The sequence below is a fragment of the Methylobacterium sp. E-016 genome (assembly GCF_022829745.1).
Classification (GTDB): domain Bacteria; phylum Pseudomonadota; class Alphaproteobacteria; order Rhizobiales; family Beijerinckiaceae; genus Methylobacterium.
Window position 1 is genome coordinate 1 of sequence record NZ_JAKSYF010000075.1, and the last position, 19825, is coordinate 19825.

At 64.1% G+C, this 19825-nt stretch carries 13 protein-coding genes; 4 read left to right on the top strand and 9 right to left on the bottom strand.

Features of this window, described 5'->3' with window-relative positions; genetic code table 11:
- Nucleotides 1-259, bottom strand: a 259-nt coding sequence (locus MKK68_RS07720; RefSeq protein ID WP_244029643.1) for a hypothetical protein, incomplete at its 3' end; no start/stop codon positions are given.
- A gap of 431 nt (nt 260-690) precedes the next feature.
- Here MKK68_RS07720 and MKK68_RS07725 point away from each other — a divergent pair.
- Nucleotides 691-1131 (top strand): DUF2809 domain-containing protein, encoded by a 441-nt coding sequence (locus MKK68_RS07725; RefSeq protein WP_244029645.1) that lies wholly within the window; start codon nt 691-693, stop codon nt 1129-1131.
- Nucleotides 1132-1141: 10 nt separating this feature from the next.
- Here MKK68_RS07725 and MKK68_RS07730 read toward each other — a convergent pair whose 3' ends face one another.
- From MKK68_RS07730 to MKK68_RS07755, 6 genes are all read right to left on the bottom strand, one after another.
- Nucleotides 1142-2734, bottom strand: a complete 1593-nt coding sequence (locus MKK68_RS07730; RefSeq protein ID WP_244029647.1) for a sensor histidine kinase — start codon at nt 2732-2734, stop codon at nt 1142-1144.
- The gene (locus tag MKK68_RS07735; protein WP_147841160.1) at nt 2731-3432 is read right to left on the bottom strand and encodes a response regulator; all 702 of its coding nucleotides are present in this window, start codon (nt 3430-3432) and stop codon (nt 2731-2733) included. The genes MKK68_RS07730 and MKK68_RS07735 overlap by 4 nt, the downstream gene beginning before the upstream one ends.
- A gap of 31 nt (nt 3433-3463) precedes the next feature.
- Nucleotides 3464-4945 (bottom strand): DUF4173 domain-containing protein, encoded by a 1482-nt coding sequence (locus MKK68_RS07740; RefSeq protein WP_244029649.1) that lies wholly within the window; start codon nt 4943-4945, stop codon nt 3464-3466.
- 623 nt (nt 4946-5568) lie between these two features.
- Nucleotides 5569-6831 carry a DUF2235 domain-containing protein gene (locus MKK68_RS07745; RefSeq protein ID WP_244029650.1) on the bottom strand — a complete coding sequence of 421 codons (1263 nt, stop codon included), beginning with the start codon at nt 6829-6831 and terminating at the stop codon, nt 5569-5571.
- Between the two features lie 117 nt (nt 6832-6948).
- A complete protein-coding gene (locus MKK68_RS07750; protein ID WP_244029652.1) occupies nt 6949-7455 on the bottom strand; it encodes a hypothetical protein in 507 nt (168 codons plus the stop codon).
- A gap of 46 nt (nt 7456-7501) precedes the next feature.
- Complete coding sequence (locus MKK68_RS07755) at nt 7502-8104, bottom strand: hypothetical protein (protein WP_244029654.1); 603 nt, start codon at nt 8102-8104, stop codon at nt 7502-7504.
- Between the two features lie 564 nt (nt 8105-8668).
- Between MKK68_RS07755 and MKK68_RS07760 the strand changes: the two genes are divergently transcribed.
- The 3 genes from MKK68_RS07760 to MKK68_RS07770 all read left to right on the top strand — a co-directional run bounded on the left by MKK68_RS07760 (nt 8669) and on the right by MKK68_RS07770 (nt 12285).
- Nucleotides 8669-9325, top strand: a complete 657-nt coding sequence (locus tag MKK68_RS07760; protein ID WP_244029656.1) for a tyrosine-type recombinase/integrase — start codon at nt 8669-8671, stop codon at nt 9323-9325.
- A 309-nt stretch (nt 9326-9634) separates the two neighbouring features.
- A complete protein-coding gene (locus tag MKK68_RS07765) occupies nt 9635-11278 on the top strand; it encodes a putative bifunctional diguanylate cyclase/phosphodiesterase (RefSeq protein WP_244029657.1) in 1644 nt (547 codons plus the stop codon).
- Nucleotides 11279-11307: 29 nt separating this feature from the next.
- The gene (locus tag MKK68_RS07770; RefSeq protein WP_244029659.1) at nt 11308-12285 is read left to right on the top strand and encodes a BLUF domain-containing protein; all 978 of its coding nucleotides are present in this window, start codon (nt 11308-11310) and stop codon (nt 12283-12285) included.
- A gap of 431 nt (nt 12286-12716) precedes the next feature.
- Here MKK68_RS07770 and MKK68_RS07775 read toward each other — a convergent pair whose 3' ends face one another.
- Both MKK68_RS07775 and MKK68_RS07780 read right to left on the bottom strand, forming a co-directional pair.
- The gene (locus MKK68_RS07775; protein ID WP_244029661.1) at nt 12717-13145 is read right to left on the bottom strand and encodes a hypothetical protein; all 429 of its coding nucleotides are present in this window, start codon (nt 13143-13145) and stop codon (nt 12717-12719) included.
- Between the two features lie 337 nt (nt 13146-13482).
- On the bottom strand, nt 13483-19431 hold the full coding sequence (locus MKK68_RS07780; protein WP_244029663.1) for a DUF3320 domain-containing protein: 5949 nt from the start codon (nt 19429-19431) through the stop codon (nt 13483-13485).
- Nucleotides 19432-19825 lie beyond the last annotated feature (394 nt).

Consider the following 19825-nt stretch of genomic DNA (forward strand, 5'->3'; position numbering starts at 1 on the left):
GATCGACGTGCAGGTCGGTGATCTGATCGTCTCCAACTTGCATCATTCCAACCAGCACGTCACCACGAACGGCGACGATGAAGCTTCGCCACTCATTCTCAGCCTGCAACCGTGCGGGGTCAAAAGCGGCGAAGGCTTGCACCGCCTCGAACGGAAGCTCGGGGGCCCAGGTGACAAGCCACGAACGCCGCAAAAGACGAACGAGCGCAGGCACGTCCCGCTCTTCGGAGGGACGAAGAGTGATGGTCTCAGTCGCCACTTGCGGTCCCTAAAGCGGCCTGCGGTGCGCATAGCCTCACCCAAGCGGGGACATCATTCAAGCTCACCGCCAAGGGCCTAAAAGGATCACGAACGGGAAAGGAAACGATATCCGCTTCAGCGCATTACCGCCCGAATGCGGACCGGCAGAAATCCACCCGTTGCGGGCTTCGCAGGTGGGTACCAAGCGTCGGGTTTGGATTACTAGCCCTCCCCGCAACACAGACGCCAGCCACGCACCGCACCTGAGCAAATGAGACCTCCATTCGAGACCGGCATGCAGCTGATGGGGCGTCGCGTCACTTCACTTGAAAACCGTATGAAGGCATCATAAAGCGAGGCCAAACTTAGCAGCCGCGGGCAACTCTGAACCTGCGCGCTGATGCGCCGAATATTTAGCGGATACCAGTCGCTGACATAGGTGATTAGCCATTGCGAACCTTCACCGCTCGTCATCAGCGCGGGCGATCACGCCTGACCTGGTTCGGCCTCACGCTCATCCTGGTCAGCGTCGGCCTTATCTGGCGTTTGGTCCCCCTCGGCCTCAATGGTTTCGCGCTCAAGTACGGCGGCTCCGTTCTCTGGGCAGCCATGATTTACTGCCTCTGCGCAGCGCTTCTTGCCAGCCAGTCGATCACGGCTACAGTATGCTTATCCGGCTTCATGACGCTCAGCACTGAACTGCTACGCCTCTACCACGAACCCTCACTCGATGCGTTCCGACTGACTTTGCCGGGAGCATTGCTCCTCGGGCGTATTTTCTCGCTTTGGAACCTCGTGGCCTACGTTGCCGGGATCGGGTTCGTTGCTCTTTGTGAACGGGCCGCTACCTCGCAGCCGGCAAATCCATCTTCTCAAACCCGCGAGCGGTAAGCAGACCGTCCTAAGTTTTCGAAGGGTGGGGCAGCCTGACCTCGAATGCCGTCCCATCTACCACCGGTACGACCGCGATTGATCCGCCACGTCCTTGCAGGATCGCTCGAACGATGCTCAGCCCCATGCCGGTCCCCCCATCCTCCCGTCGTGTGGTGTAGAACGGCTCGAACACCCGCTCGCGGTCGCGGATCAGGATCCCGCGACCATCATCGACGATGCGTACGCAATGCATGTCACCGGCGATCATCACGTCGAGCCGCAGGGTCGATGCACCATGCCGAGCTGCGTTGTCGGCCAAATGCCCGAACACGATGCCGGCATCCTCCGGCGACAGCGGCAACGGCTGCTCCAGCGTACCCTCGGCGCGGATCTCGATCTTCGCGAAACGGGCGATCAGATCCGCCGTGATCTCCTGTAAGGTCGTGTGCCCGGCAGGCGAGGCAGTTTCGGCGCGGGCGAGTTCCCGCAGCCGCCGCAGCAGGGCGTTTAGACGATTGGCGTCCGCTACGATGTTTGCGAGAAACCGCCGCCGCTCGGCCGTACTCATCGCCGACCCCAGCCCATCCTCGTCCTCTTGAAGTAGCTCGGCCGCCCCTTGGATCGCAGTGAGCGGTGTCTTCAGTTCGTGCGAGACGTGGTTGGCGAATGTCGCGACGTAGTCCGAGCGCTCGCGCAGGCGCAGTGCCATCGTCTCGAAACTATGAGCGAGTGCCGCGATCTCGCGCGTTCCGAACCGGGCCTCGGGGGCGGAGGTGACCGGCGCACCTTGCCCGATCGCCGCGGCCCGCGCCTTCAAAGCCGTGATCGGCCGACCAATCGCCCGGGTGAAGACGAGGGCAACGGTCCCTGTCAAAACCATCACCATCAGTAACGCAAGGACGACCTTGCCGCGCTCGCCGTAGAGCAGCCGCACGACGTTGTCGGGCGTGCGCGACGCGTACACGACCCCAGCGATGCGGCCATCCACCAGCACTGGCATCGCCACGAACACCCGCACGCTGGTGCCGCGGCTGATCGCGTACAAGGGCGGTGGTGGATGTTTCGAAATGCGGACCCGCATGACCGCCCGAAACCGCCCCTGCAATGCCGTGGCGACCTCCTCGACACCCGCAAGCGAGCGACCGACCTCGTCACCGCCGGCGAGAACGATGCCGTCGCGGTCGAGGACGCGAAAGCCGGCGAGCGTCACGGCTCGGATGGGTGGTAAGAGCGGAGCGAGGCGCGTCCCCAGGGCCGCGGTGGCGGGTGAGAGGCTCGGGGCGTCGGCAGCGCTCGGGCGGCGACCGAGGATGGGGTCGGTGGTGAGATCCAGCGCCGGCTCGATCGCGGCCGGATCCACCTTCGGCACGACCGGGCCGAGCAACATGTCGCGCGCAGGATCCCTGGCGATCTCGCGCGCGATCACAGTCGCTAACACCATGGTCTGGCCGATCAGCTCGCCCTCCGCTTGGCGCACGAGTTGGTTCTCGTACAGTCGCACGAAGGACAGGCCGAGCAGCGGTAGGGCTGCCACAGACAGCAACAGCGCCAGAACAACGAGGCCGAGTGTCGGCCGCCACTTTTCCCGCGGCGCTCGCGCGACAATGTTCTTGGCGCTCACGCCCGCGCACCGCATGGTCCGAGGCGGAAGCCGACGCCGTGTATGGTCTCGATCGCGTCGCTACAGCCGACCGCGGCCAGCTTCGCGCGGAGGTTTCGGACATGGCTGTCGATTGTGCGGTCCGAGACATGCACGCGCCCGCTATAGGCGGCATCCATCAGCTGGTCTCGGCTGAGGACGTGACCAGGACGCACGGCGAGCGCCCGAAGCATCGCAAACTCGACCGCCGTCAATGCCAAGGCGACGCTGCCGTAGGCCGCTGCGTGCCGCGGTGGATCTAGAACGAGGCTACCGCGGCGCAGGACCCCGTCGCCCTCCATGACCGAACGTTGTCCCTCGACCCGCCGCAAGATGATGCCGACCCGGGCGACGAGTTCGCGCGGGCTGAACGGCTTGGTGACGTAGTCGTCGCCACCAATCTCCAGCCCGAGCACCCGGTCGATCTCTTCGTCGCGAGCCGAGAGAAACAGGATCGGCACGTCGGAACTTCGTCGTACCCGGCGGCAAACCTCCAAACCGTCGATGCCCGGTAGCCCGACGTCGAGGACGATGAGGCGCGGCGGCTGCCGGTCGAACTCGGCTAGCGCCGCCTCGCCTCCATCGGCGGCTTGGGTCACGTGTCCCGCCTTGCCCAACGCGAAGCAGATTACTTCGCGGATGTGCGGATCGTCGTCGACGACGAGGATGCTGCGGTTCATGTCTGGCGTGCCGTGCTGATCAGTTGGAAGCTCACCGCGCCGGAACTGGCGCGTCAGGATGCGCGGCAAGGTAGTTCAGAAGACGCTGGTCACGGAATGTCCAGGCGCGCCAATCCCCCATCCGCTGCCGGAGGGCGGCAGCAAGCCTCCACCGCCATTGGCGAGCGTCCACCGTGAGAGGTCCATCGCCATCGGCCAGCACGCGATCAATGGCAGGGATCGCTGCAGCCCCGAGGCTCGCTGCGTACGGCAGATCGAACGCCTGCCCTGCGTCGAGCCGGTGCGCCGCATTGAAGTCCGCCACCGTGCCGGAAAAATTGGCGAACGCGCAGGCGTATAATGTGGTGGCTAGTGCCAGGGCGTTGGCTCCAACGAGCCAACCGTTGCCGCGTCGAAGTATGATGCGGGCGAGGATCAGCGCGAGACCGACGCCGACGAGCGCCATCCAGATCAGGGCCGCGAGGCGCAGGAGCGACAGCCCATAGGCCTCGACGTAGAGGTCGAGCCGCAGCATTGCCGAGGTGACCAGCAGAACGTTCTGACCGATCCACAGGCAGACGAGAATGCGGATCGCCGACGAGCGCTCGCCAACGCCACCGGGACGCAAAGCGATGAGCACGAACGCTGCCGCGAGCAGTGCGGTCGCGATCAGGGGGTAGGCCCCACGGTGCGCATAGGCTGCGTGGGTCACGCCAGGGGGCAAGGCGAACCCGATCCAGAGATAGGCCACGTCGGTGGCCGACTGCACGGCGAAGAGCAGGTTGAACAGGACGAAGCAGCGCAAAACCACTGTTAGGTCGAGCACACCTGAGAGCACGGGTGCGACGTCCGCCGACGGGGACTGCGTGAGCGCTGCGCCTGCTACGTCCAATCGCCCCGATCCGCGCGGAACGACGAAGGCCCAGACGACCGCCAGGAGGCAGAGCCAAAGTAGAGTGCGCAGCAGATCGAGACGCGGGATCAGGACCGACCACGGCATGTCCACGACCCAGCCCACGAGGACCGGGTTGGCCGTAGCAAACAACGCGGCGAAGACGACGCAGAGCGCGAGCGGTATAAGCCAGCCGATCAGAACCGCTGCTCGCGGTGCTCGCCTGCTTCCGATGGTCCGGCGCGCGACGTCGTACAGGTCCGCGGGCAGGTCGAACGGGCCGGCCAGAACGATCCCAGCTGCCGCCTTGACCGTTCTGGCTACACCGCCTTCCAGGCCACCCGTCAGAATGGCGACCGACATGGCTAAACCAACGATACCGAAGCCGAGGGACAGCAGACTGACGCTTTCCGCGAGGGGGGCGAGGCCCGCGATCAGCAGGACGAATGCGATGGCATACCGACGCCAGTGTAGCCGTGAACCTACAGCCACCAGGGCCGCAGCCGCGATCGCCGCCAAAAATACGACCAGCGATATGCCCAAGGCGTGGACGTAGAATAGGCGGTCGCCGAGCAGGGCGACGACGGCGGCGAGCACGAGCTTGGGACCGGGGTGAGAAATCGTCGGCGTGGGTGCGCTCAAGGAGTGTGATGTCATCTCGGCCTCTGCAAGTTGGGAGACCGCCTAGCGCGGGCATGCTGGCGGCGAAGCCAGCCGCCGCCACACCCCATGGCATCTTGGGGCGAAAATGACGTCGACAGCTCACCGCCGATGAATGCGATCGTCTCAGGCATCCCTGAGGGACGATCCGTGCAGGGTCTTAGGAACGTCGTGCAGATCCTGTGCAGCCAGCTCGGCGACCGCAGGGTAGGTTCTTCGATAAAATACTCGCTCGCTCAGCGATGTATGCAAAACCAAGATTTGCGTACACCTTGTGCCGAGGCGATCGCGACGGCGGGCTTTGGTCATCACAAAAACGAAAAACCGAGCATTTTCAGTGGCATAATGACGCCTTGGACATCATTGAGCTTAAGACCCAGCTTTCCAATTTGATTGCCGATGCAAAGCTAATCAGGCCGCCCGATGCTCATGTGGGATACGATCCGCACCAGAGGACGTCCGAGAGTTCGCGCGGAGGTGGCCCGGCCAGCCATCACAGGCGATCGAACCTCTCGATGTCGGTCCAAACGATGACGTCCGGGTCTGGCGCTTGCTGATGGTCGCATTCCCAGGAATGCACCGTCCGATTTACGGGCAGTGTGGTGTCACTCGGACGGGCCATGGGCTTCGGCCTCCGGTGTCACGGGTACGACGGTCTTCAGGTCGTGGGCGAAAACGGCGTCTGTCAGTGCGCCAGGCTCGACGCCGTGGCGACGACCCCATTCCAACAGATTCGGCGGCCGATAGGACGGATCGGTGCGCCAGCGCTCGAACACGGACGCATCGATCGTCTCGTTCACGACCTCGTCGCGTTCGCCGTTCGCCGATTGCGGCGGCGCACCGATCATGCGGTCGAATGGCTTGCTGACGTGGTGGTACAGTCCGTAGCCGAACGCGCCGTAGCTATCGCGCGGATGCACATCCAGCACACCGGTCTCTAGGATGACATCGGCCCGGAATGCCAAGCCATGGCCGGCCGCCTTTTCCATGATCCAGTGGAGCGGAAGCTGGCTTAAAAGGTCGTCGCGATAGCCACCGCCGACATTGGCGTGCGCGCCGACGAACCAGCGCTGCTCGACGTTCGCGACGTCGCGCGGCGGGGCGATCTCGCTTAACGGAACACCATCGCGGAACTTCTTGGTCCAAAGTGTCGGAGCGAACGACGCGCGGCGCTCGTCGATCGCCAGGGCATGGTAGCCGTTTTCGATCGGCAACCGCAGCCCGGTGTGCAGGAACGCGTAGCCCGACCGGCTCAGGCCCGGGATCTTGTCGAGACCGGGGATCCGGGTGGTCTGAACGCCGAGCGAGCCGACCGTGTCCCAGACGCCGACCATCTTGATCTGCACCGGCATCGCGTAAGACACCATCCAGCGCTCTTCCCGGGTGGCGTCGATCAGCGTGCCGTCCCGATCGTGGTTTCTCAGCCAACGGATCGTGCGCCGTTCGTCGCCCCGGCGGTATCGGTCAAACAGCTGACCTGTCCCGAGCGGAGCCCCGGGTTTCAGCAGGCCACACAGGGCAATGAACCCGGCCAGGCTGCGTGCCGTGTATGCCCCACGGCTGAAGCCGAAGATGAAGATTTCGTCGCCCGGCTCAAAAGTCTCGACCAACCATTCGTAGGCCCGTGAGACATTGCGTTCGAGGCCGACACCTAGGACGCCGCCTCGCAACTTCTCGGTTGCGGTCGTGCCCACGCCCCGACTGTAGTAGGCGACTTGGCGTACGCCATCGGTGGCGCGCTGAGCGCACAACGCCTTCAATCGCCAGACATTGGTGTTGTCGTCGAGCGTGTTCCACGTACCGTCGAGGAACAATGCCAACCGTTTCCGCTCCGGCGGCGGCGCGGTTTCGATCTTGCTCGGCGTCACGATGGTTGGTCCTTCGCGCTATCCTTTCGGACCAACGCCGATGGGATCCAAGCGTTGCTGGGTCAGCCCTCGCCGCCCGCCTGCCTCTAGCTCGACGAACTCGGCGGGGCCGCCGCCTCAGGGAAGCCGCACCTGGCGCTGGCAGGAGCGAAGCCATTGGCCGTTCAACCGCGATCGGAAGCGGATCGTCTTCGAAGCAGCATCGAACGCAACCTCCGTGGCATCCGTTGGGTTCGCCGTCGTGTCCTCCGGAAGTGGCGCAACCGAGCACACCTTGGACCGGACCGTCCGAACGGTTTTCCCGCCGCGGATGACATCGACCCGGGTCGGACAGATCGCGGGCTCGGCGACAGCGTTGCGCCCGTTTGCGCCCATTGCACAAATGTCGCCTGCGAAGGCGACACTGACGAGGTATGTCGTACCCTCGATCTCAAAGCGCACGGCATGCAGTTGGTAGAACGGCTTGTCTGCGAGTTCCCTCTGCCACAGCGGCGTCACCGCCACCGAGTAGGCAGAGGGATGTCTTGGGTCCGAGTAGGTCAGCTTTTGCCAGTCGTCAGCCTGAGCTACGCCAATGCCCAGGGCACCGACGAACATCAGCGATGCGGTGATCCGCTTGCACATATCCGTCTCCAGATGGGATTGTTCGATGGGCGGCGCAGCGAAGCGCTCAGCCGAAAACAGGCCGCAACTGCCGCTCGATGATGATCTCAAGGGCGAGGCTGATGCGATCGCAGCGCTTGTGGCGTTCGAATGCGAGGATCCCGCACAGGCCCCCCCAGGCGAGAAGGCCTCCCACAAGGTACGGCAGGACCTGCAGCACCATCTGCACCAGCACGTAGCCCATCAGCCCATACACGAGGAGGCCGACGAGCCCGAACAAGATCGCCGGGACCAGAAAGAACCGCAGGCTGTCCAGGGCGACCGAGCCGACGGTTCCGGCAAACACGAGCGAGACGCCGCCGAGCCCTTTCACCAGGGCGAGTAGCCATCCGCCGCCGGCGTAGGTCTCGACGAAGGCGCTCCACCGCGCCTGATCGTAGACGTCGATCATACGCCGGTTGGCGTCGTAGTACAGCGTCTCCGCCCAGTAGGCGTTCCGTGCGTCCACGAGCCCGATCGGGAGACACCCCGTCCGTTGGTCGAGCATGCCCAGCACGATCCCGATGGCCCAGCGACCGTCGGTGAAACGGTACCGTCGCCCGGTCAGCGTCAGGAGATCGTCGTAGTGCTGCAGCCCAGGGGCGTTCGCCTCAGCCAGTTGCATCGACATGCCATTCATCGCTAGCTCAAGTGTTGGCGTTACTTTAGCACAGGCAGCCTTTCGGCTGGACTTGGTTCGGCGAACACCGTGCGAGACAGAGTGCCGTCCGAGTGCTTGCGCAGATCTGTCTCAAAACCACCGGATCTTCGGGATTTGAGGGCGATGCGTTCTGATGAGGTCGCTCTGCGTTCGCAAAAGATCTGTTCACGTTTCGTCGCCTCGGGCAGACATCGGCATGCGTCCACAAGCCCGAGCGATGTACCGGCGTGGCTGGCGTGGCAATCGAAGGTTACGCCACGCCCCCCGAATCGCTCGAACAGCTTTACCACCGTGGCGATTCGGACATAATCCTACAGCGATTCGCGGAACGAAATTGCCAATTCTGTTTACGTCCTTGAAACGACTGTGCTTATACGCTTGATCTTCACATTGGATGCGGAGTATCAGCTTGATGGTTCTGACGAGCCCCGAGGCGCGTAGCGCCCCGGCCACCGCGTGGAACAAAATTGGCAAATACGTTCCAACGCTCCGCGCGCAGCTTCGCCGCTGTGGTCGGCTTCAGGATCCTTCGCGATGTCCCGAACGGTGCAGGCCTCGACCCTGTCGCTCTACACCGGCGGCGGCCGGCGCAAATATCTGACCGCCAGCGAGCGCGAGCGCTTCGTGGCCGCGGTCGCTGCGTGTTCGGCGGAGATCGGAACGCTCTGTCTGATGCTGGCCTGGACTGGGTGCCGGATCACCGAAGCGCTGAACCTCACTCACGCCGATCTCGACATCGAGGGTGGGATGGTCTCGGTCCGCAGCCTGAAGAAACGCCGCGCCGGCATCGTGCGCGAGGTACCCGTCCCACTCGCTTTTCTGACCGCGGTTCGGCAGGTTCACGGCATTGGGCGTCCCTCGGATCGGTTGTGGCCGATCGGGCGAACCACCGCGTGGCGGTACGTGAAGGCGGTGATGGCCCGCGCAGAAGTCGGGGCGACCGCCGCCTCGCCCAAGGGACTGCGCCATGGCTTCGGTGTGCACGCCCTACGCTCAGGGATCCCGTTGAACCTGCTGCAGCGCTGGCTCGGACACGCCGACATCGCCACGACGGCGATCTATGCCGATGCCATGGGAACCGAGGAGCGTGAGATCGCCGCCCGCATGTGGTCTCGCCCCATACTGGTGGAGCAGCCAGACACAGACCTCGTTCCACGGCCGGGTGCGCCTGACGCCCTCACCGAACCGTAGCCGTCAGCCTCCGCGAGCGTTTGCCAACGCAAGTCTCCTCAAACGAGGTCGGTCTAGCTCAACGGAGATAAGATCAAGCGCTGTCGGAGCTTGTGAAAAATTCGTCTTAACGGAAGTGGAGGAGATCAATTAAGAAAGCTTTATCAACTGCGCGCTAGGATTGGGCTGATCGCTCGTGTGCACTGATGATCAGAGCGGGTGTGACCTCAAGGCTTCAAGATGCTCTCGCCCTTACACGTTGTGTCCTCACCGGCGCACGAGGTGGCACCCGATCACTCCAGCCTTCGGAGCGTCGCCACGGCATTTCCGATGTTGCTGCCTTACCTGAACTCTGTTCGGCATGGCCTGTTGCTGATCGACGAGCGCGGGCGCGTCATCCTTGCCTCTGGTCAGTCGCTGAACCTTCTCGGCAGGCTAGACGGATCGATTGCCGAAGGCGCTTCCATCCGGAACGTCCTTCGCAGGGTTCGCAAGAGCGCAGGTGATCATTGGAAAAACGTGCGCGCTCAGCTGCGTCATGCCTTTGCACAAGCCACAAGCGCAACCTTCGAGATGACGCTTCAGGAATGCCTCCTGGGTATCGGCGTGTATCCCGTCGCCGATCAGGGATGGGCAATCACGTTCGAGGATGTCACCGCGCGTCGGGCCGCCGAAGTTCAAGCCGACGAGATGGCCCGGCACGATCCGCTCACGGGCCTGCCCAACCGGCTTCTCCTGCGCGAGCGCCTCAAAGCATCGATCGAGCGCCTGCAGCGTACCGGCGAGGCGTGTGCCGTCCTGCTGATCGACCTCGACCGGTTCAAGCCCGTCAACGACACACTGGGCCATCCGATGGGTGACGCCCTGCTGAAAAAGGTCGCCGATCGACTGCGCTCCACCGTGCGGCCGACCGACACCGTGGCCCGGATCGGCGGCGACGAGTTCGTGATCCTGCAGACCGGCGTCCAGGAGGCGGCCAACACCCAGGCGCTGGCCCGCCGCCTCGTTGATCTGATCGGTCGGACCTACATGGTCGATGGACACCTGCTCACCATCGGTGCCAGCGTCGGCGTTGCGCTCGCCCCTGGCGACGGCAGCGATGCCGACACTCTCCTGAAGAACGCCGACCTTGCACTCTACCGGGCCAAGCTCGACGGGCGAGCCACCTACCGCTTCTTCGAGCCGGAGATGGATGCGCGTATGCAGGCGCGCCGGCAACTCGAACTCGACATGCGCCAAGCGCTGGCGCGTCGTGAATTCCAGCTACACTACCAGCCGCAGCTTCAATTGGAAGGCAACCGGCTGGTGGGCTGCGAGGCGCTGATCCGCTGGCAGCACCCGGTGCGCGGGATGGTCTCGCCCCTCGACTTCATCCCGTTGGCCGAGGAGATCGGCCTGATCGTACCGATCGGCGAATGGGTCATGCGCCAAGCCTGCCGCGATGCGGTGACCTGGCCCGCCCCACTCTCGGTCGCCGTCAACGTCTCGCCGGCCCAGTTCAAGAGCGAGCGGCTCGTCGAGATGATCATGTCGGCGCTGGCCGCCTCCGGGCTGCCCGCCACGCGCCTCGAGGTGGAGATCACCGAGGGTGTCCTCCTGCAGCATAGCGAGAAAACCCTACAGACTTTGCACCGCCTGCGCGAACTTGGTGTGCGCGTGTCGATGGACGATTTCGGCACCGGCTACTCGTCCCTAAGCTACCTGCGCAGCTTTCCCTTCGACAAGATCAAGATCGACCGATCCTTCGTGAGCGATCTGTCCGGCAAGCGCGATGGCGAGGCGATCATTCGCGCCATTGCCGGCCTCGGCAAGAGCCTCGGCATGACCACCGTCGCCGAGGGCGTCGAGACGGCTGACCAGATGGAGCGCATCCGCGCGGAGGGCTGCACCGATGTTCAGGGCTACCTGATCAGCAAGCCGGTTCCTGCGTCCGAGGTTCTGAAGTTCCTTTCCGCCGACCTCACAGCCTACTGACCGATCTTTCCGCCTGGAGTTTTTTCGTCGTGAGTGATCTCTACCGCCTCGTCTATGCCAGCAAGAACCACCTGCAGGGAACGGACGCCGAGGTTGCCGAAGCCGTCTCGCAAATCCTGGCCGCGTCTCAGCGCAACAACGCCAAGGTCGACGTCACCGGTGCGCTGATGTTCAACGCAGGCGCGTTCGCGCAGGTGCTGGAAGGCCCGCAGCAGGGCGTCGAGAGCACCTTCGAGCGCATCCAGTGCGACCCGCGCCACGGCGACGTGACGGTTCTGCAATGCGGCCCGGCCAAGAGCCGCAGCTTCACGAACTGGTCGATGGCCTTCGTCGGCCAGTCCGCGACCGGCCGCGCCCGCTGGGAGGGGATTTCTGCCGCAAGCGGCTTCGACCTGACCCGGCTCGACGGCGACGCGGTTTTCGCCATGCTGCACGGCCTGGTGTTGGATGAGGAAGGCCTCCCGGCCGCCGCGCCCTTTCCGGCCGAGCCGCTGAAGTCCGTCGACCACTCGAAAACGACCGAAAGCCCTCGTACTGGGTTTGACGTTGAGCGCGTGCGTGCGGAGCTGCCGCAACCCGGCCGTGCGCCTCAGACTTCGCGTGAGGCAGACCCGGTCATGCGGTCGCACGACGGCGACGGAACGCCGTCGTTCAAGCACCGGCTGGTGACCCCTGCACCTGCCAGCCCTGAAGCCTTGAAGGCGGATCTCAGCAAGCGCGATGCGGTCCTGGCCCTTCTTCGGGATACCCTCGCAGAGGAGCGTCAGCGCACGACCGACCTTCGCAACGATCTTGACCTCTTGCGCATCGCCCTCGCCCTTGAACAGCAGCTGTCGGACGAGGTCCGTCGCGAGCGCGATCTTTGGGCTTGGCGCGCGCAACTGCTTGCAACGGCTCTCGGCCAAGAAGCCGACGAACTCGGGGACCACGCGGATCAGGGGGAGCCTGAAGCTCCCGTGGCACACGGCCAAGGCCGTCCGAGCGCATCGATCAAGGCCGTTGCGTGAGGTCTGACTGAACCGCCGACAGACGCCTTCAACTTCCGTCGCGCTTCGGATTGGTCAACGATGCGAACCACGAGGACCAGGATCGTAGACCAGGACGGATCGGCTGCGTGCCTTCGCGGCAAGGGATCTTTCGGACCTCGAGATCATCGAGGACCACCCCGATTAACCCGAACGGACCCACGATCGTCTTCACCGCTCTCGAACGTCCGCGCCGAGCTTCGAAGAGCCATCGCAGCGCGGACGAAGCGAGACGATAAAGCTGATGTCTTCCTGGAGCGCATCGGAAACGTCGCTGAGGGAGGCTGCCTACGGTGACAAGGTAATTCTAGCGGACTTCGATGAAGTACATTGGGTGGATTGCATTTTGCCTCCTGTTAGGCGCACACGGATCTTGGGCGGCCCCGACGGGACCTGAACTTGGATACTTGCCGTCAAAATCGGTTCATATCGATACCGCTTTCGCGTACAAAAGACACAACAACGACGGTATCCTTTATGTCGCGATACGCATGCCGGCCTTTTGGGCCAACATCCACATTAGTTGTCGCGTGAGCCTTAACCGCCGCACCATCCAGGCCATGAACGAGCGCGTCTCGATCACGCAAACGGTGTCCTATAGGCGGCCTGCGCGTTTCGCGCACGCGGCCTCCGCAAGGCGGTTGACGACCCTCGCGAAGCTCGGCCACGCTGCGATAGCTCAGAACATCGTCCCGATAGAAGCTGGTAGGCACTACCTGTAAATCCTGATCGCGCGGTTCAAACCTCTCGCCTACGAGGCCAACGACCGCTCGATCTGCGAGATCTTGAGCGCGAACGATCGCCGCCACATCCAACGGCACGACCAGCGCGATCAGCAGCATCGCATAGACATGGCGACCGTCATGGGTTTAGGCTCGAGCCAGTATACGTTCCGGCTTGGCCTCAGGGCTACTGCTCCCGTCAACACACAGCATGTTGCCTGCTGCCGTATGGCAGAGCCTATTGTGGTCGGAGGAATGGGTAGGCGTGGCATGTCTGTCACCTCCCGAGTCGTAGTTCTCAAAAGGCTTACTAATTGATGCTTTTGATATGGGCGGACGGCCGTGAGCACGACCGACACGAAGGCGGGCAGCAGGCCTAGAGACAAAGCCGCTGTGGCGACAGCAGCAATCCACGAGCAGCGAAGGGGCTACGAAGGCACCGACCACCACGTGTCATTCAAGTGGTCGTCCCTCGGCGTGCGAGTTCGCTCGCCCGTTCGAGGCGTAGTCGCGTAGATGCCTCGACACGGGATAAACCAAGTTTCTGAGCCATGAGGCGAACCCGCTCAGCTTCCGACGCTCCAGATCGCGACGTGCCGGCCAAGGCGACCAGCTCCGGCATCGGCGTATCAGCGTGACCGCGAGCGCCGGGATCGGCTGGGCGATAGGGCCATCTCGACATGGGCTCCTGCCCAGGCGGCCAGAGAAGCGCACGGCCGTCGTCGTCCGTGCGTGCAACGGTGGGATCGATCTGATCCAAGATCGCCTCGCGCACGAGATGCCCCACGCGCTGGATGCCATGGGCTCGCGCGATGCGGCGGACCAGAGCGTCTTCGTAGATCGGCGCTTCGACGGTGAGCACATGCGCGATCATCGCGGTCAGCAGCCGCCTGTATGTCGCATCGTAGAACCGCTCTGGTTCGATCGGGATGCCGAGATCAGTAAGATCAGCGATGCGGTAGGGCGCTTCGGGGTTAGGCGGGGCAACGGCGAAGGCCGTCGATCGCGGGGACGGCACCTGATCCGCATACAGACGCGGTGATTCGACGATTTCGGTCACAGGGAGAGGGTCGTTGGCTGGCTCCACCGGACCGTCTTCATCGGGTGCGACGGCGAGAGGCTCAGCGACCGACCTCGAGCGCTCCAGGTCCAGCGCCTCGTCTTCGAGTTCCTCCCCAAGAGCCGCTGCAGACGCCGCATTCTGACGGTCGGCCTCCAGATCCGAGTTCAGACGCTGATCGAGCTTGGCGAGCGCACTGCCCGCATCCATCCACCACTCCGTGCTCCAGACACGGCGGATGCGCCACCCGAGATCCGTCAGCACGTGCTCACGGAGCCGGTCGCGGTCACGTGCGGTCGCGGAGCTGTGGTAGGTCGCACCATCGCATTCGACGCCGGCGAGGTAGCGGCCAGGCGCATCGGGATGGACGATCCCAAGATCGACCCGAAAGCCCGACACGCCGATCTGCGTGTGAACCGTCCAGCCTTTGGCTTGAAGCGCCGTCATTACCGCTGCCTCGAACGGTGACTCCACATCGCCACCCGTAGGCGCGAAGGCCTCGGCGAGGGCGCGTGGTCCGCGTTCGGCAAACTCCAGGAAGTGCTTGAAGTCGCGCACACCCCGCGCGCCCGTGCGCCCGAGGTCGATCTGCTCAGGACGCAGTGAAGCGAACACAATCAGCTCGCGTCGTGCCCGGGTGATCGCGACGTTGAGGCGGCGATAGCCGCCCTCCTTGTTCAGCGAAGACACCGTGCTGACCGGCCGCCCGTTCTGATCGGGACCGACTGCCACCGAGAAAATGATGACATCGCGCTCGTCGCCCTGCACATTCTCGAGGTTCTTGATGAAGACCGGCTCGTGCCAGCGCTCACGGTCGAAGAACGGCTCCAAGTCGGGATGCGCGCGGCGCTGCTCGTCCAGCAGGTTCTCGATCAGGCGCTGCTGCTCGCCGTTGAAGGTGACGACACCGAGCGAGCGCCGCTCGCCGGCGAAGGCTGGCTCGCGCAGCCGCCGCACGATCTCGGCGACGACGGCCCGCGCCTCCGGTCGGTTCACGCGACCGGCTCCGCGCTCGTAGAGGCCGTCTGGCACCAGTGTCAGCCGGACAGCGCGATCGTCCGTGACCGGCGACGGGAAGGTCACGAGGCGACCGCCGTAGTAGCGCTGGTTCGAGAAGGCGATCAGGCTCTCATGGCGGCTGCGGTAGTGCCAATCGAGATTGCGCCGAGGGATGTTGGCGGCCAGGCACTCGTTCAGGATCGATTCCTGATCGGAGACGTCCGATCCGTCCTCGATATCGTCGACGCCACGATCGCCGATGTTGGTCGGCGGTAACTGCTCAGGATCGCCGACAATCACGACTTGTTTGCCACGGGCAATCGCACCGACGGCGTCCCAGGGCGAGATCTGCGACGCCTCGTCGAAGATGACGACGTCGAACGGTTCCTTCTCAGGCGGCAGGTACTGCGCGATCGAGAGCGGGCTCATCATCACACATGGCGTCAGCCGGGTCAGGGCCGTGGGCATGTTGCCGAACAGCTTGCGCAACGGCATGTGCGCCGATCGCTTGGTCAATTCACGAGACAGCGTACCCCACTCTGGATCGGCCCCGAACGCATTGGGCCCCGGGATGCCACCGCCGAGCCGGGAGCGGACCACGCGCTTCGACAATTCGCCGACCCGAATGTCCGCTGCGCGGAAGCGCTCGATCGCGTCCTCGTGGCGCTCGGGAAGGAACCGACGCAGAACCGGATCGTCGCTGACGACACGATCGATCCACCAGCGCGCATAAGCGGTCTCGAACGACGCTTCGGCAAAGTTTGGCGCAACGCGGCCGTCTTCAAGGCCTTCGATCAGCGGTGTCAGTCCGGCGTTCCGCGCGTTCTGTGCAACCGCTTGCCAAGCGCACCAGCCCTGGGCTCTGCCGAGCCCCGAGGTCCAACGATGGCACTGAGCCACGCTCGCTGTGATCCAGTCGGCATCAGTGGCAAGCGGCTCTTCAGACTCGCTTCGACCAGCGAGCGCATTGAGCTGCTTCATCGACGCGACTGCGGATGCGCGATCTTGCGTGAAGGCACGGTAGGCCTGAGCGATGCGACCGCCTTCGGCGAGCGCGCGGGCTTCGCGCTGGACGAGTTCCACGACGTGGGAACGCAGCCTCTCCACACCCAACGCCTGCGGACCGAGAATATCGAGAAGCTGCTCGACCTTCTTCGCCCATTCGATTGGACCTTGGAATGCGTCAGCTAGGGTCTCAGGCGCGTTCCAGGGCGTACCAAGCGCGGCGAGATGCACCTCTTCGACGCAGCCGGTACGGACGTGCTTGGCGATCTCGATCAGGCCAGTGAGATCCGGGCCCAGATCGGCCGGCAGTGCACCTTCCGAGTAGGGTTGCACTTGGTTCTGAACGCGCTTGATGCGACCGCCGCGGACCAGGAAGTTCGCCCCCTGCGCGGCGATCCATTCGGCCAAAAGCGCTGGCAGATCCTGATCGAGGATCCCCGGACGATAGCGTCCGGCGAGCCGACTGAAGCGCTCGGCCTTCACGGTCTGGAAGCGCTCGCGCGCGGCCACGGCCCGGCGCAGGTCACCAGATCCATCGGCAAGGAAAGCGGCTCCGCAACGGGCGTCGGCACGAACGAGATAGGCCCCCAGGACGACGAGACCGCGGGTTCCCGACCACGTCGATAGGAGATTAGAAAGGCCGATTGCCTCCGCGAACGCGTGGCCGCTACCACGCAGGGCGACGAGGGCCTGCTCGTGGGCTTTGATCGACGCTTGTATGTCGCTGCGCCAGACCGGCGACCACTGCGTGGCCTCGATCCCCTGAAGGGGATGATCGACGAGCGATCCGACGGCGGCGAGGACCGGGCGCAGTTCGCGACAAGCCGCACGCAGGGTCGAGAGCATGGTCTCGTCATGCGCGTGGTGATCGGGCCATGTCAGCGTGACCAGCGGCTCGGCGGAGCCCGCAGCGACCACGTGGCCGAACGCTTCGTAGGCGGTCAAGCCGTTCTCGCGCCGGCGATGCAGAGCGGCCACAAGCCCATTGAGCTCGTCGCGGAACTGAGTCAGTTCGCTCGTCGCCCGGTCCCAATCCCCTTGCGTCGGGGTCGCGCGCTCGTGCCAGGCTCGGCGAAGCTGGGCGAGCACGCTCGACTTCTGCGCCTTGGTCGAGTGAACCTCCAGGCAGTAGTCCCCAAGCCCGATCTCCTGCAGACGGCGCTGCACCACCTCGAGGGCCGCCGTCTTCTGCGAGACAAACAGCACGGTCCGCCCCTGCGCGAGGCACTGCGCGATCATGTTGCCGATGGTCTGGCTCTTACCCGTGCCAGGCGGCCCGAACAGGACGAAGTCCTTGCCGTTGGCCGCCGCGATCACCGCCGAGAGCTGCGAAGAATCGGCCGAGAGCGGCGCGAAGACGGTCTCAGGCGGATGCTCCATATCCAGCCGGAAGGGCTCGGGAAACGCCGTTCCATCACCGTAGGCGTGCTTCGGCGTATCGATGAGGTGGCGTACGACCGGATTGCGCTTCAGGAGCTCGGCACGATCGACGAGGTCCTTCCACATCAGGTATTTCGTGAAGGAGAACGCGGAGAGCACGACGTCGGGCACGACCTCCCAGCCCTTCAGGTCGCGCACGTGGCTGCGAACGATCCGGAAGATGCCGTCGACGTCGATGCCGGACGCATCCCGCGGCAGATCGCCCTCCAACTCCGGCATCCGCAGGCGGAAATCCTCGCGGAGCAGTTCCAGCAGGGTCGGGTTGATGCGGATCTCGTCGTCATGCAGGGCGAGGCGAAAGCCAGCCCGAACACTCGACCGCTTCAGCGAAACCGGTACCAAGAGGAGCGGCGCACGGTAGGCGGGTTCTTCATCCTTACGGGTCCATGACAGGAAACCAATCGCCAGGAACAGGATGTTGGCCCCGCCCTCTTCGAACCCGTTGCGAGCGAGGCGGTAGAGATCCAGCAGACGCCGGTCGAGATCGGCCTCGGTCGAGGTCGTGTAGATCTCATCACGGGCAAGCGCCGCCGCGAGGTAGCTGCGACGACCGTCGTCGTAATGTCGTCGGGCGTAGAGATCGGCGCTCCGGGCATCGGACCCATCGAGGACATCCGACGTCGGCATCAGCTTGAAAGCCCGACCGGCCGCCAGCCGGTCTTCCATCGCACCGGCATCGGCGCATTCGAGCAGGACCGAACCCTTGCCCGGCTTGAAGTTCAGAAGCTTGTTTCTCAGTGTCAGATCGAGGAGCTTGCGCTTCCACGTGTCGAGCCGATCGATGGGCCCGTCTGCAGGCTCATCCGCCGGCCGGACCTCCTCGTCTTGAAATACTGGCGGGCGGGTCAGCCCTTGGTTCAAGGGAGCCGTCTCGACCGGTGCGAGGTCGGTCGGTTTGGGGCCGCCGAGATTTATCGGTCGGATCTTGCGAAGGCGGCAGCGTCTGACGTCGATTGCAACTTCAAGGGGCGCGGCAGCCGTCTCTTCGACGTGAGCGCCACCCTGGCTGGTCGCCGCCGTGAACGAAGCCGGCGGGTTATGGGTCAGAAGCGTCGTCTCAACAAAGATCATGTCCTGCAGGTCGCGCCGCTTGCGCAGCACCTGCATGTCGTCGACGGCGGCGTTCGAGAAATCCTCGTCCTTCAGCCATAGCCCAACAAACGCATGTCCGACGGTCAGCACGAGCACCGGGTTAAGCCCTGCCTGCTCGAGGCAGGCCGCATAGAGCAACGAAAGGTCGAGGCAGGTACCGACCTTGCGGTCGAGAACGTCGCTCGGACCACGGACCTTTTGGCCCGCCTGTTCGAAGCTTGCGGGCGGCAGCACATAGGCGATGCGTCGATCGGCGACGGCGGCCCAGATCGCCTCCGCGAGCTCCCACACCCGAGACTTCTTCGCCGTCGTGTAGCCGTTCAGCCCAGTCTCACGCCCGGCATCACCGAGCTTCGTCGCCGCATCACGTAGAATAATGTCGACGGCAGGGTCGTTCGGCCGGACGAAGGCGGCGAGCAATTCCGGCGCGCTGCGTCCTCCGCCCCAATGCGAGGGCGGCAGCAGGCGCAGATCCGCGACATGCTGCGCCCGTTCGCCGGTCGCGTCTGCCAACGTCAGCGTCAACTCAAGACGGCTGGCCTCGGCAAAGCCTGCAAGCAGGCCCGCATCGAGACGCACGTCCGGTGTCGCGATGTGGTGCGTTCCACCAGCTGGAACCCGGTCGATCAGCAGGGTCAGAGGGTGGACGACCGGCGGGCGGCTCTCGATCTTGAGTTCGACACCCCGAACATCGTCCTCCGAGGCATTCCGGATGACGATCTCTCGGATCACCGGAATGGCGTTCTCATGGTAGGCGAGGCTGACGTGCTCCGTCGCTTCGCATCCGATCTCTATAATGCCGTCCTGCACGTCCAACCCCCATGTAGGGCAGACACTAGAAGTTCATCCTCAAGTTGCGCAAGCAGGCTTCACGCTTTGCCGACGATGTCCTGTCGGAATTGAAGCCCTTTCAGGCCCATCGTTCACACCCAGGGTACGACGCCGAGGATCGATCGCTTCCGACACTTTCCTTGGCGTTCAGACGGGCATCAGCTTAGCGTTCGTCAGTTCGCTCGCCGATCTCAAACGATCCGATCGGCCTGTCGATCATAAGTCGAGTGGCTTCGGCGTGCACGTGTAGGCTCCGTGCATAGGCTCGTTTCAGGACGGCGAGATCAGCCGAATCAGGATGTCGTGTAAATTGGATTCTCGTCGACCCGCGCTATCCTAGCGTCCGTCAATCACGGAGGTTCGACGAGGCGTC

Excerpts from the sequence above, each read along its gene's own strand:
- MKK68_RS07735 (WP_147841160.1), bottom strand. The coding sequence starts at position 3,432 with ATGAACCGCAGCATCCTCGTCGTCGACGACGATCCGCACATCCGCGAA.
- MKK68_RS07750 (WP_244029652.1), bottom strand. The coding sequence starts at position 7,455 with ATGTGCAAGCGGATCACCGCATCGCTGATGTTCGTCGGTGCCCTGGGC.
- MKK68_RS07755 (WP_244029654.1), bottom strand. The coding sequence starts at position 8,104 with ATGTCGATGCAACTGGCTGAGGCGAACGCCCCTGGGCTGCAGCACTAC.
- MKK68_RS07760 (WP_244029656.1), top strand. The coding sequence starts at position 8,669 with ATGTCCCGAACGGTGCAGGCCTCGACCCTGTCGCTCTACACCGGCGGC.
- MKK68_RS07765 (WP_244029657.1), top strand. The coding sequence starts at position 9,635 with ATGTTGCTGCCTTACCTGAACTCTGTTCGGCATGGCCTGTTGCTGATC.
- MKK68_RS07775 (WP_244029661.1), bottom strand. The coding sequence starts at position 13,145 with ATGCTGCTGATCGCGCTGGTCGTGCCGTTGGATGTGGCGGCGATCGTT.